The organism is Candidatus Pseudomonas auctus, from assembly GCF_048654275.1.
Lineage (GTDB): Bacteria > Pseudomonadota > Gammaproteobacteria > Pseudomonadales > Pseudomonadaceae > Aquipseudomonas > Aquipseudomonas pharyngis.
Genome location: NZ_JBJYZK010000017.1, coordinates 1 through 12,812, shown reverse-complemented (window position 1 = coordinate 12,812; position 12,812 = coordinate 1). Strand labels below are relative to the sequence as shown.

The window sequence follows — 12,812 nt, the reverse complement described above, 5'->3', positions numbered from 1 at the left end:
TATCGCCGATAGATCGATGTAAACAAAAATGCCCGCATCAAGAGATGCGGGCATTTTTTATGGCGCTCTACTAGGTCGGTTACTTAGTCGGTTACTTGGTCGGTCAAAGGCTGATGACCATCACTGAACTGCAACGCCGCCAGCCGCGCATAGAGCGGATTGCTCGCAATCAGCTCCTGATGCGTACCAATCGCCACCAGTTTGCCCTGATCCATCACCGCGATCCGGTCGGCGTTTTTCACCGTGGCCAACCGGTGGGCGATGACCAGCGTGGTGCGGTTTTGCATCAGGCTCGGCAGCGCTTGCTGGATCAGGTGTTCGCTTTGGGCATCGAGGGCGCTGGTGGCTTCGTCGAGCAGCAGGATCGGCGCGTCGACCAGCAACGCCCGGGCAATGGCCAGGCGCTGGCGTTGTCCGCCTGACAGACCGAGGCCACCGTCGCCCAGATGGGTCTGGTAGCCGTCGGGCATCTGTTCGATGAAGTCGTGGGCGTGGGCGATTCTGGCCGCCTCCCGCACCTGCTCCAGCGTGGCGGTCGGGCAGCCGTAGCGAATGTTCTCTTCGACACTGCCGAAGAACAGCGCCGGGGTTTGCGAGACCAGCGCGAAGCAGCGACGCAAGTCCAGCGGATCAAGGCTCGTCAGCGGCACGCCATCGATCAGGATCCGCCCTTCCCGGGGATCGTAGAAACGCAGCAGCAAGTCATACACCGTCGACTTGCCCGCGCCGGACGGTCCTACAAGCGCGAGGGTTTCTCCGGCGTTGATCGTCAGACTCAAGCCATCGACGGCAAGACTTTCGGGACGCGAAGGGTAGGAAAAACGCACATCCTGTAATTCCAGCTCGCCTTTGACCCGCCCCGGCAACGTCACCAACCCTGTGGTCGGTGGCTGAATAATGTTCTCCGAACGCAGCAGTTCCGCAATTCGCTCCGCGGCGCCGGCCGCTCGCTGCAACTCGCCAATCACTTCGCTCAACGTGCCAAACGCACTGCCAACAATCAGGCTGTAAAACACGAACGCCGCCAGTTCACCCGCCGAAATCCGTCCCGCGATCACGTCCATGCCGCCGACCCACAACATCACCGCGACGGCGCCGAGCACCAGCACGATTACCAGCGTGATCAGCCAGGCCCGCTGGAAAATCCGTTTGCGCGCGGTCTCGAACGCCTGCTCGACGGTGCTGGCGAAACGCTGTTCATCCTGCACCTGATGGTTGTAGGCCTGTACGGTCTTGATCTGGCCGAGGGTTTCCGAGACGTAGCTGCCAATGTCGGCGATCCGGTCCTGACTCAGCCGGGAGAGGTTGCGCACGCGACGGCCGAAAATCAGGATCGGCGCAATCACCAGCGGCAGTGCGATCACCACGATGCTGGTGAGTTTGGGGTTGGTGATGAACAGCAGCACCACACCGCCAATGACCATCAGCAGATTACGCAGGAAGAGCGACAGCGACGAGCCGATCACCGATTGCAGCAATGTGGTGTCAGCGGTCAATCGTGACTGGATTTCCGAGCTGCGATTGTCTTCGTAGAATCCGGGGTGCAGGTACACCAGATGGTTGAACACCTGCCGGCGAATGTCTGCCACCACGCGCTCACCGATCCACGACACCAGATAAAACCGCGCAAAGGTGCCGACCGCAAGGCCGAACACCAACAGCATGAACAGGCCGATGGATTGGTTGAGCAAGTGCGGCGACTGGGTCATGAAGCCTTGATCGACCAGCAACTTGATGCCCTGCCCCATCGACAGGGTGATGCCGGCCGTGACAATCAGTGCCAGCAGCGCGCCAAAGGCCGGCCAGCGATAAGGGGCAAGGAAAGAACTGGTCAGGCGCAAGGCCCGGCGGTGGCGCGAGGAAAGCATCGAGATCATTCAGGTTCACGTCGTGTGCTGATGGATAGGGCCAGCCTACAGAGTCAAATGGGGTGGAACTCTGCAAATCACAATGAGTCAGGTTAATTATGACCGGCAAGACTACCCCCTAGACGCTATTGGTCTAAGGTCCGGGTTGAGACAGACGGTCATTTCTGTTTGAGTGGAGATGCCGTTCCGGACCGACCGCAGGGAGTTGTCACAGCCTGGTCACCTGACGGTTTTAATCTAGGCACACAACCTGATGAGGAGACAGGCCATGTCCTTGCAACACAGCAGCGATGACAAGATTGAAGTGATCCGCACCAAGCCCGGCCAACCTCTGGGTTGCTCGATCATCGATAAGGATGGGCGCGAAGTGCCAATCACTGAAGACATGATCCAGGACGCCTGCCGCGAACTGGAGAAGCGATTGGTCAAGCCTGCCGAACAAAAGTGATATCGCCACCGTCTTCCTGACCCGGCCCCTGCAGGCCGGGTTTTTTCTGCCCGCTGTTTATACCGCCACAGCCCCCAACGCGGTCACGATCTGGCGCAAGACGGGCGAATCCCCCTCGATCCGCACCTTCAAGCCTTCGATTTCGCGTCGCGAAGGATACTGTTTGCGCAGCAGATCAAACGCGGCGCGTTGCTCACCGACACTGCCCAGCAGCGTACGACGGAAATCCGCATCGTCCCGGCGCGGGTCGTACACACCGCGGCACAACATCGCCAGCGCCCAGGCCGGATCGCTGTCGGCATGCAGGGAAACTTCCGACAGCCACGGCGCCGGCAGCAGATCACCGAGCTGAATGGTGGCGGGCTCACCGATAAAGTCGCAGTAAGCCTGATAGATCTGCGCCGTGCCGCGCTGTTTGCCATCGAGGCTGTAACCGGCGATGTGCGGCGTAGCCAGCACGCAGAGTTCGGCCAGCGCCACATCGACTTGTGGCTCGGCTTCCCAGACATCGAGCACCGCTTGCAGGTCTTCTCGCTCCAGCAGCACCTCGCGCAACGCGGTGTTATCCACTACCGGACCGCGCGCCGCGTTGATCAGCCAGGCGCCGGGCTTGAGCTGCTGCAAACGTTGCTCGTCGAACAAATGCCAGGTCGCGCCGTCGCCGCTGCGGGTCAGCGGGGTATGCAGGCTGATCACATCGCACTGCGCGATGATCTGCTCCAGGCTGACATAGTCGCCGCCCTCGGCCGCCTGACGTGGCGGGTCGCAGACTTTCACGTTCCAACCCAGACCTTTCAACACCTTGATCAGGCGACCGCCGACTTCACCGGCACCGATCACGCCGTAAGTGCGCTCACGCAAATCGACGCCTTCGATTTCAGCCAGGGTCATCAGACTGCCAAGCACGTAATCGACCACGCCCCGGGCATTGCAGCCGGGTGCGCTGGACCAGGTAATGCCGGCCTCGTTGAAATAGTCGAAATCCAGATGATCGGTGCCGATGGTGCAGGTGCCGACAAAACGCACCTTGCTGCCTTCGAGCAGTGCGCGGTTGACGTTGGTCACCGAGCGCACCAGCAGCACGTCGGCGTGTTCGACCGTGGCCCGGTCGATGGAACGGCCCGAAACCCGGCGGATCTCGCCGAAACCGGCAAAAAAGGCATCGAGCAGCGGGATATTTTCGTCGGCAACAATCAGCATGGCGGGGCTCCTTGGGCGGATCGGCAGTGTAGGCGCTGGGACTGCGATGAGCCAGCAGGCTGTGATTTCTTGATGAGGCGCCTCGATTACAAATACGCAACAGAGGATTTTTCCTGACCGTTACGTCAGCGGCGTAGAATGCCCGGCCTTGCGCATCAACCCCTGTGGACGCTTTGCCTGTGAATTCCGTGACTGACCGCCCTGCCGCCGTTTCCCTCAACCGCCCTGCCCGGGTTCGCCTGGAGCTGAAAAATCTGCTCGGCCTGGCCCTGCCGATCATGATCGCGCAACTGGCGACCACCGCCATGGGCTTCGTCGATGCGGTGATGGCCGGGCGCGTTGGACCCAAGGATCTGGCGGCCGTGGCGCTGGGCAACTCGATCTGGGTGCCGGTGTTCCTGCTGATGACCGGCACTTTGCTGGCCACCACGCCGAAAGTCGCCCAGCGCTTCGGCGCCGGCACCCACAGTGAAATCGGCCCAATCGTGCGCCAGGCCCTGTGGCTGGCACTGGTGGTGGGCCTGATGGCAACCTCCATGCTGTTCAGCGCCGAACCGATCCTGCATCTGATGAAAGTCGATCCGGAACTGATCGGCCCGTGCATGCAGTACCTGCACGGCATTGCCAGCGGTCTGCCAGCGGTGGCCTTCTATCACGTGCTGCGCTGCACCAGTGACGGCCTCGGTCGCACCCGCCCGGCGATGGTGCTTGGCCTGTGCGGTCTGGCGCTGAACATTCCACTGAACTACGTGTTCATTTATGGCCACTTCGGCGTGCCGGCCATGGGCGGCGTCGGTTGCGGCTGGGCCACGGCGATCGTGATGTGGGTGATGGCGCTGGGTCTGGCCGGTTATGAGCGCTGGGCGCCGGCCTACAAATCGAGCGAACTGTTCAGCCGCTTCGACTGGCCGCAATGGGCGGTGATCAAGCGTTTGCTGGCCATCGGTCTGCCGATCGGCGTCGCGGTGTTTGCCGAGTCGAGCATCTTCGCGGTGATCGCGCTGCTGATCGGCAGCCTCGGCGCCACGGTGGTGGCCGGGCACCAGATCGCACTGAACGTCAGCTCGCTGGTGTTCATGATTCCGTACTCGCTGGGCATGGCCGTGACCGTGCGGGTCGGCCAGGCCCTGGGCCGTGAAGAACCCCGTGAAGCGCGATTCGCCGCGGGTGTCGGCATGGGCACTGCACTGGCTTACGCCTGTCTGTCGGCAAGCATGATGCTGCTGATGCGCGAACACATTGCGGCGATCTATACCTCTGACCCGATGGTGATTCACATCGCGGCGATGCTGATCGTGTACTCGGCGCTGTTCCAGTTTTCCGACGCGATTCAGGTTACCGCCGCCGGCGCCCTGCGCGGGTATCAGGACACCCGGGTGACGATGATCCTGACCCTGTTCGCCTATTGGGGCATCGGTCTGCCGGTGGGTTACGCCCTCGGCCTGACCGACTGGCTCGGCGAGCCACGCGGCCCGAGCGGCTTGTGGGAAGGTTTGATCGTCGGCCTCAGCTGCGCGGCGCTGATGCTGTCGATCCGCCTGACGCGCAGCGCACGCAAACGCATTCGCATCAGCCGTTCGATGGGCTGACCGGCCATAAAAAAAGACCTGCATTTGCAGGTCTTTTTTTTGCCTTGCGATCAACCGGACTTCTTGCGGATCCAGTAGAGATAGGTCCCGGCTTCTTCGTGCTGCCCCACCAGTTCATGGTCGAGAAACACGCAGAACTTGGGGATGTCGCGGCGGGTCGACGGGTCGGTGGCGATCACCTTGAGCAGGCCGCCGGGCACCAGGTCACGGATGTGCTGGTGCAGCATCATCACCGGCTCCGGGCAGTTGAGGCCCGTAGCATCGAGGGTGCCGTCGACCGGCGTATCAATCATTTCACTCATGATTCACTCCTGAAACTGGCCGGCATTGTCGCCCAATGCCGGGTGTTCGGTCACCTGTCGCGCGCTCAGCGGGCTTTGGCTTTCTTCACGTCATGGCGGCGCAGATGGCAGGTCACTTCCTCACGGTCGTGGTACAGCTGCTTGCAACCGATGTCGACCTTGATCCCACGGGCCTTGAAACCGTCGGCGATACGCTCGAGCAAGCGCTTCACTTCGGCGTAACGCTGCTTCATCGGCAGCTTGAGGTTGACCACTGCTTCCCGACAATGCCCCTCGCCGATCCACTCTTCGAGCATCGCGGCGTTGCGCGCCGGTTTCTCGACGATGTCGCAGACCATCCAGTCCACCGGTTGCTTGGGTTTGAAGGTGAAACCGTCAGCCATCAAATGCTGCACCAGACCGGTGTCCATCAGGCTTTCGGCCATCGGGCCGTTGTCGATGGCGGTCACCAGCATGCCGCGATTGACCAGTTGCCAGGTCCAGCCGCCCGGCGCCGCGCCGAGGTCGACGCCGGTCATGTCACTGTGCAGGCGATCCTCCCACTGATCGCGGGGGATGAAGTGGTGCCAGGCCTCTTCCAGTTTCAGGGTCGAACGGCTCGGCGCCTCGCGTGGGAACTTCAGGCGCGGAATGCCCATCGGCCACATCGCCGAGTTGCCGGCGTCGGCCAGACCGAGAAACACCTCACGACCGCTCTTGAAGGTCAGCAGCAGGCGCGGCTTGCTCGCGTCCTCCACCAGTTTGCCGGCGCCGGTCAGCGCCTTGCGCAGTGGGCCTTCGAACTTCTTGCAGAAATTCGACAATTCCTTGCCGTCGTTGGTGTCGACGACTTCCAGCCACAGGCTGCCGCACACCGGGAATTCAGCCATGTGCGCGAGGATCACGCTGATGCGGTCGTTTTCCGGCAGATCGATGAAGAAACCGCGCGCCCACTGGCGCGGGAAGATCAGCTCGGCGAAACGCTGACCGCGCATCAGACGCTCGGCGCCATCCTCTTCGGTGCAGACGAACTCGGCGCAAGCGGTAGCCGGTTTGGCCTTGGCGTAGCCGGCCACGTTGAGTTGGGCGGCGAGGTCGGAAATCTCCGAGCAGACTTCACCTTCGAAACCTGGCCGGCAATGCATGAATAGGGTGTTCATTCTTACTCCTGGGCAGAGGGCGATCATTCATCCCCTGCGCGATGCCCAGACCCTGCGTTGAAGCAAAGCCTGTCACGAAAACCGGCGCATGATAGCCCATGTCGGAACCTTGAACTTGCCCATAGAGTCCAGTTATTAGCCAGCTACTGAAAACAGGGCTACGTTGATAGCTCTGCCCGTCCCCTCAATCCGTAGCCGTGCGGATTCAAAGGAGTGATCGTAATGCCGTCCCTCGATAGTCTGAATTCTCTGAAAACCCTCAAAGTCGATGACAAGACTTACCACTATTTCAGCCTGCCGGATGCCGCCAAGACCTTGGGCGATCTCGACAGGCTGCCGATGTCGCTGAAAGTCCTGCTGGAAAACCTGCTGCGCTGGGAAGATGAAAAAACCGTCACCGGCGCCGACCTCAAGGCCATTGCCGCGTGGCTCAAGGAGCGCCGCTCCGACCGGGAAATCCAGTACCGCCCGGCCCGCGTGCTGATGCAGGACTTTACCGGCGTACCCGCCGTGGTCGATCTGGCCGCGATGCGCGCCGCCATGGCCAAGGCCGGTGGTGATCCGCAGCGGATCAACCCGCTGTCGCCGGTGGATCTGGTGATCGACCACTCGGTGATGGTCGACAAGTTCGCCAGCGCCAGCGCCTTCGAACAGAACGTCGACATCGAAATGCAGCGCAACGGCGAACGCTACGCCTTCCTGCGCTGGGGCCAGAGCGCCTTCGATAACTTCAGCGTGGTGCCGCCGGGCACCGGGATCTGCCACCAGGTCAACCTCGAATACCTCGGCCGCACCGTGTGGACCAAGGACGAAGACGGCCGCACTTATGCCTTCCCGGACACCCTGGTCGGCACCGACTCGCACACCACCATGATCAACGGCCTCGGCGTACTCGGCTGGGGCGTCGGCGGGATCGAGGCGGAAGCGGCGATGCTCGGGCAGCCGGTGTCGATGCTGATTCCGGAAGTGATTGGTTTCAAACTTACCGGCAAACTAAAGGAAGGCATCACCGCCACCGACCTGGTGCTGACCGTCACCCAGATGCTGCGCAAGAAAGGCGTGGTCGGCAAATTCGTCGAGTTCTATGGCGACGGCCTCGCCGACCTGCCGCTGGCCGACCGCGCAACCATCGCCAACATGGCCCCGGAATATGGCGCGACCTGCGGCTTCTTCCCGGTGGATGACGTGACCCTTGACTACCTGCGCCTGTCCGGCCGTCCGACTGAAGTGGTGAAGCTGGTCGAGGCCTACACCAAGGCTCAGGGTCTGTGGCGCCTGCCCGGTCAGGAACCGGTGTTCACCGACAGTCTGGCGCTGGACATGGGCAGCGTCGAAGCCAGCCTCGCCGGGCCGAAACGCCCGCAGGACCGCGTCTCGCTGCCGAATGTCGGCCAGGCGTTCAGCGACTTCCTCGACTTGCAGTTCAAACCCACCAGCAAGGAAGAAGGACGTCTTGAAAGCGAGGGCGGCGGCGGTGTCGCCGTGGGCAATGCCGACTTGGTCGGCGAAACGGATTACGAGTACGACGGCCACACCTATCGCCTGAAAAACGGCGCCGTGGTGATTGCCGCGATCACCTCCTGCACCAACACCTCCAACCCGAGCGTGATGATGGCCGCCGGCCTGCTGGCGAAAAAAGCCGTGGAAAAAGGCCTGACCCGCAAGCCGTGGGTGAAAAGCTCATTGGCACCGGGGTCGAAAGTGGTCACCGATTACTACAAGGCCGCCGGGCTGACGCAGTACCTCGACCAGCTCGGGTTTTCACTGGTGGGTTACGGCTGCACCACTTGCATCGGCAACTCCGGACCGCTGCCTGAACCGATCGAAAAAGCCATCCAGAAAGCCGACCTGACCGTGGCTTCGGTGCTGTCCGGCAACCGCAACTTTGAAGGCCGGGTGCATCCGCTGGTGAAAACCAACTGGCTGGCGTCACCGCCACTGGTGGTCGCCTACGCCCTGGCCGGCACTGTGCGCACCGACATCAGCAGCGAGCCGCTGGGTAACGACCAGCAGGGCAATCCGGTTTACCTGCGAGACATCTGGCCGAGCAGCAAGGAAATCGCCGACGCGGTGAATCAGGTCAATACGGCGATGTTCCACAAGGAATACGCCGAGGTGTTTGCCGGTGACGAACAGTGGCAAGCCATCGAAGTCCCGCAAGCCGCGACCTACGTCTGGCAGGCGGATTCGACCTACATCCAGCATCCGCCGTTCTTCGATGACATTGCCGGGCCATTGCCGGTGATCGCCGATGTGAAAGGTGCACGAGTGCTGGCGCTATTGGGCGATTCGGTGACCACCGACCACATCTCCCCCGCCGGCAACATCAAGGTCGACAGCCCGGCCGGACGTTACCTGCGCGAGCAAGGCGTCGAGCCACGGGACTTCAACTCCTACGGCTCGCGCCGGGGCAACCACGAAGTGATGATGCGCGGCACGTTTGCCAATATCCGTATCCGCAACGAAATGCTCGGCGGCGAAGAAGGTGGCAACACCCTCTACATTCCGACCGGCGAGAAACTGGCGATCTACGACGCGGCCATGCGTTATCAGGCCTCAGGCACGCCGCTGGTGGTGATTGCCGGGCAAGAATACGGCACCGGTTCCAGCCGCGACTGGGCGGCCAAGGGCACCAATCTGCTGGGCGTGAAAGCGGTGATCGCCGAAAGCTTCGAGCGCATCCACCGCTCCAACCTGGTGGGCATGGGCGTGCTGCCGTTGCAGTTCAAACTGGATCAGAACCGCAAGAGCCTGAACCTCACCGGCAAGGAAACCCTGGATATCCAGGGCCTGAGCGGTGTCGAGCTGACGCCACGGATGAACCTGAGCCTGGTCATCACCCGTGAAGACGGACGGCAGGAGAAAATCGAAGTGCTGTGCCGCATCGACACCTTGAACGAGGTGGAGTACTTCAAGTCCGGCGGGATTCTGCATTACGTGTTGCGCCAGTTGATCGCCTCGTAAGACCTGCAGATGCAGAAACACCGCCAGATCGGCGGTGTTTCTGTTTGAGCACGGCACTTTTCTGCAGACGAAAAAAAACCCGCCGAAGCGGGTTTTTCCCAAGACCATTATCGACTCCCTGTCGGCAGCGATCCTTGCTAATGGTCGATCATCCGTGATCCTGAAACACTCCCTGTGCTTCAGTTGATGAGGCTAGATTACGCTGTGGATCCAATCGGCAATAGTCGAAAAAGCTACTATCGCGTGTAAGACATTCGCCATAGCGCGCCTTCCGAAAACCCTTAGGCGTGTCAGGCATTGAGCGCGGAAGCCGCCAGTTGTGCGACTTTCAGCTGCCCGGCGGCGGCTTTTTGCTCGTCATCCTCCATGAACCATGCGGCAGACAGTCCGGCAAAGGCCAATACCCATTGCAGCAAGCGTCTTCGCTCGATGCCCGCTGCTTTGCAGATCACCTCAACTTGCCGCTGAAAGCGCTCCGGATCGGTGGCCGTCGGCAGTTCCGGGTTGCAGATCAGGTTGGCGTAGTCATAACCACGCTCGCCCCGCACCCGCTTTGGGTCGATCGCCAGCCAGCCCCGTGGGCCGAAATCGAGGACGTTGTCGTGGTGCATGTCGCCGTGCAGCACCACCACGTCCTGCGGTTCGGCGAGCAAGGTCTCGGCGATTTGCAGGCATTCGGTGTATTGGCCGCCGTATCGGGCCGCGGCCATTGTTAATGATGCAAACCATGGCGCCAGCTCCACCAACGGCGGTGGCGGCGTCGGTCGCGGTGCGTGCAGGTGCGCCAGCGCTCGACACATGATCCGTGTGGCTTCGTCGTCTTCGCCGTTGAGCGCCATGTGCATCAGCGAACGCTGGCCCATGGCCCGCTCCAGCAACAGGCTCTCGTCGTGATGGGCGAGCACCCGGGCGGCACCGTCGCCGCCCCACCAGGTCATCAGCAGGTTGCCGTACTTTTCCTCCTCGTCCACCGCGACTTTCAGCATCGCCGGAGTATTGCCCTGACGCACAGGTAACAGGCGGCTGCCCGGGGTGATGACCGGCTCACCGTCCGGCGTCAGCGCCCAGCGTTCCAGCCACGGCGTGAACAGGCCGAGATCAGCCACCCTCACGCTCGCGGGCCCGTTCGCTCTCCGTGAGGAAGTGTTCAAGTCGACTCAACTGTTCCTCCCAGCCCCGGCTGTCCATGTAATACGCCTCTTTCTGGCGCACGTCGGGAATGTGCGCGAAACCGGACTCGGAGACTTTCAGCAACGTGCCGTTCTCGTAGTCCTGCAATTCGAATCTGACCAGGGTGGTCGGTTCCTGGGAGTAGTCGATTTTCGGGTTCACCGCGTAGGGGTGCCAACGGAAGGAGAACAGCTGCTGCGGCTCGACCCGCTCCACCAGCACGTTCCACAACACATGTTCATAACCGGGGTACGTGACCTGTCCTTGGGTCCATTCGCCCGCGATAAACCGCCGGCCCTCCAGCGCAACGCCGAACCACTGGCCGAACGCCTCGGCATCGACCAGGGCGCGCCAGACATGGGAGCGCGGCGACCTGAGCATGATCTTACGTTCAAAGCTGTTGGGTACTGGTTTCATACGTCACCTCCTGTTTTGAACAGTAGGCTTGTATGACCACATGTCCAATCCGAAGTTGTATCAATCCAGTGCAACGGTCGGGTCTGATTGAAATATCCGGCAGTATTTTGGATCACCGGTTCGTCAGAATGCGCACGGATTGGCGCGGCGAAACTGCTAACGTTCCCAGCGAATTGAACGACACAAGGACGTCATCATGCAGCCCTCCCTCCCCGAACGTTACCGTGGCGCCCTGCTCGGCCTGGCCTGCGGCGATGCCGTGGGAACCACCGTCGAATTCCAGCCTCGCGGCAGCTTCCAGCCCCTGACCGACATGGTCGGTGGCGGGCCTTTTCACTTGAAGCCCGGACAATGGACCGACGACACCTCGATGGCGTTGTGCCTGGCTGAAAGTCTGCTGAACAAGAACGCATTCGATGCCGCTGATCAGATGGGCCGCTATCTGAACTGGTGGCAATGGGGTTACCTGAGCTCGACCGGCGAATGCTTCGACATTGGCATGACCGTGAGCCAGGCGCTGGATCGCTATCAACACACCGGAGAGCCGTTTGCCGGCTCTACTGACCCGCACAGTGCCGGCAATGGCTCGTTGATGCGACTGGTGCCCGTGGTGCTGTTTTATTTCCCCGATGCCCGGCAAATCAGGCGATTCGCCGCCGACAGTTCACGCACCACGCACGCGGCGCCCGAGGCCATTGAATGTTGCCAGTTGTTTGCCGAACTGCTCTGCAAGGCCCTGGAAGGCGCATCGAAAGCGCAACTGCGCACTCTGCCGCAAACAGCCTTCAACCAGCCCAAGGTGGCGGCGATTGCCCGGGGTAACTACCTGCACAAGACCGAGCGCGACATTCGCGGCAGCGGCTACTGCGTCGAATCCCTGGAAGCGGCGCTATGGTGCTTCCAGCATACCGACAGTTTTTCCGCAGCCATCCTGCAGGCGGCGAATCTGGGCGATGACGCGGACACCACGGCCGCCATCGTCGGTCAGTTGGCCGGTGCCCATTACGGCGTGCAGGGAATCCCGTCCGCGTGGCTGGAAAAACTGCATGACGGAGAGGAAATTGCCGCGACTGCCGAACGGTTGCTCAACGCATCCAGACATCGCACACCTTGTTAGCGCGACGAAGCCGCTAAACTGCCCGGCAAGTTCATTCATCAAAGCGAGATGACTCATGTCCCCACGCCTGCTTTTGGCCCTGACACCCTTTCTTTTCACTTCCGTCGTCCACGCCGCCGTGGACTGCGCCAATGCCAGCGATCAGGCGACGATGAATCAGTGCGCCGCGCAGGAAAACAAGGCGGCGGACAAAGAGTTGAACGCGGTTTATCAACAGATCACCGCCCGTTTGAAGGACAACCCTGAGGGCAAAAAAATGCTGGTGAGCGCGCAACGGGCATGGATCGGCTTTCGCGATGCCGAGTGCAAGTTTTCGGCATCCGGGGTGGCAGGCGGGAGTGTTTATCCGTTGATCTACAACAATTGCATCACCTCAGTGACAAAGACGCGAACCGAGGCGCTCAAGCAGTATTTGAAGTGTGAGGAAGGTGACATGAGCTGTCCGGTACCCGGGGCCTGACTTTTGTAACTGTTTCGAGGGCCTCTTCGCGGGCAAGCTCGCTCCCACATTTGAACCGCATTTCAAATGTGGGAGATTCTATGTTGCAGGGGAACCCTGCAACCTTAAATTGGGTTGGTATTCGCTCTGATTTTTCAT

Annotated in this window: 11 protein-coding genes; 5 read left to right on the top strand and 6 right to left on the bottom strand. The window is 61.2% G+C overall.

The features are described 5' to 3' along the window. Positions 1 to 83 precede the first annotated feature (83 nt). Positions 84 to 1,877: an ABC transporter transmembrane domain-containing protein gene (locus ACKUG4_RS24875; RefSeq protein WP_445435046.1), complete on the bottom strand. Its 1,794-nt coding sequence runs from the start codon at positions 1,875 to 1,877 to the stop codon at positions 84 to 86. Between the two features lie 259 nt (positions 1,878 to 2,136). Between ACKUG4_RS24875 and ACKUG4_RS24870 the strand changes: the two genes are divergently transcribed. Further along, positions 2,137 to 2,316 (top strand): PA1571 family protein, encoded by a 180-nt coding sequence (locus ACKUG4_RS24870; protein ID WP_064598133.1) that lies wholly within the window; start codon positions 2,137 to 2,139, stop codon positions 2,314 to 2,316. Positions 2,317 to 2,373: 57 nt separating this feature from the next. Here the strand turns inward: ACKUG4_RS24870 and pdxB are convergent, their stop codons facing one another. Continuing rightward, positions 2,374 to 3,516: a 4-phosphoerythronate dehydrogenase PdxB gene (gene pdxB / locus ACKUG4_RS24865; RefSeq protein ID WP_445435045.1), complete on the bottom strand. Its 1,143-nt coding sequence runs from the start codon at positions 3,514 to 3,516 to the stop codon at positions 2,374 to 2,376. A gap of 179 nt (positions 3,517 to 3,695) precedes the next feature. Between pdxB and ACKUG4_RS24860 the strand changes: the two genes are divergently transcribed. After that, positions 3,696 to 5,105, top strand: coding sequence for an MATE family efflux transporter (locus ACKUG4_RS24860; RefSeq protein WP_064598137.1), 1,410 nt, complete (start codon positions 3,696 to 3,698; stop codon positions 5,103 to 5,105). Between the two features lie 50 nt (positions 5,106 to 5,155). Here ACKUG4_RS24860 and tusA read toward each other — a convergent pair whose 3' ends face one another. Beyond that, complete coding sequence (gene tusA, locus ACKUG4_RS24855) at positions 5,156 to 5,407, bottom strand: sulfurtransferase TusA (protein ID WP_007953079.1); 252 nt, start codon at positions 5,405 to 5,407, stop codon at positions 5,156 to 5,158. Positions 5,408 to 5,472: 65 nt separating this feature from the next. Next, positions 5,473 to 6,546 carry a 23S rRNA (cytidine(2498)-2'-O)-methyltransferase RlmM gene (rlmM, locus tag ACKUG4_RS24850; protein WP_064598139.1) on the bottom strand — a complete coding sequence of 358 codons (1,074 nt, stop codon included), beginning with the start codon at positions 6,544 to 6,546 and terminating at the stop codon, positions 5,473 to 5,475. Positions 6,547 to 6,768: 222 nt separating this feature from the next. Between rlmM and acnA the strand changes: the two genes are divergently transcribed. Continuing rightward, positions 6,769 to 9,510 (top strand): aconitate hydratase AcnA, encoded by a 2,742-nt coding sequence (acnA, locus tag ACKUG4_RS24845; RefSeq protein ID WP_445435044.1) that lies wholly within the window; start codon positions 6,769 to 6,771, stop codon positions 9,508 to 9,510. A 290-nt stretch (positions 9,511 to 9,800) separates the two neighbouring features. Here acnA and ACKUG4_RS24840 read toward each other — a convergent pair whose 3' ends face one another. Both ACKUG4_RS24840 and ACKUG4_RS24835 read right to left on the bottom strand, forming a co-directional pair. Then, positions 9,801 to 10,601, bottom strand: a complete 801-nt coding sequence (locus tag ACKUG4_RS24840; protein WP_510185611.1) for an aminoglycoside phosphotransferase family protein — start codon at positions 10,599 to 10,601, stop codon at positions 9,801 to 9,803. Positions 10,602 to 10,608: 7 nt separating this feature from the next. Further along, positions 10,609 to 11,097: an SRPBCC family protein gene (locus ACKUG4_RS24835; RefSeq protein ID WP_064598144.1), complete on the bottom strand. Its 489-nt coding sequence runs from the start codon at positions 11,095 to 11,097 to the stop codon at positions 10,609 to 10,611. A 196-nt stretch (positions 11,098 to 11,293) separates the two neighbouring features. Here ACKUG4_RS24835 and ACKUG4_RS24830 point away from each other — a divergent pair, with 196 nt between their 5' ends. Together ACKUG4_RS24830 and ACKUG4_RS24825 are read left to right on the top strand one after the other, a co-directional pair. Beyond that, positions 11,294 to 12,214: an ADP-ribosylglycohydrolase family protein gene (locus tag ACKUG4_RS24830; protein WP_445435042.1), complete on the top strand. Its 921-nt coding sequence runs from the start codon at positions 11,294 to 11,296 to the stop codon at positions 12,212 to 12,214. A 55-nt stretch (positions 12,215 to 12,269) separates the two neighbouring features. Further along, a complete protein-coding gene (locus ACKUG4_RS24825) occupies positions 12,270 to 12,674 on the top strand; it encodes a lysozyme inhibitor LprI family protein (RefSeq protein ID WP_085613107.1) in 405 nt (134 codons plus the stop codon). The last annotated feature ends 138 nt before the right edge of the window (positions 12,675 to 12,812 follow it).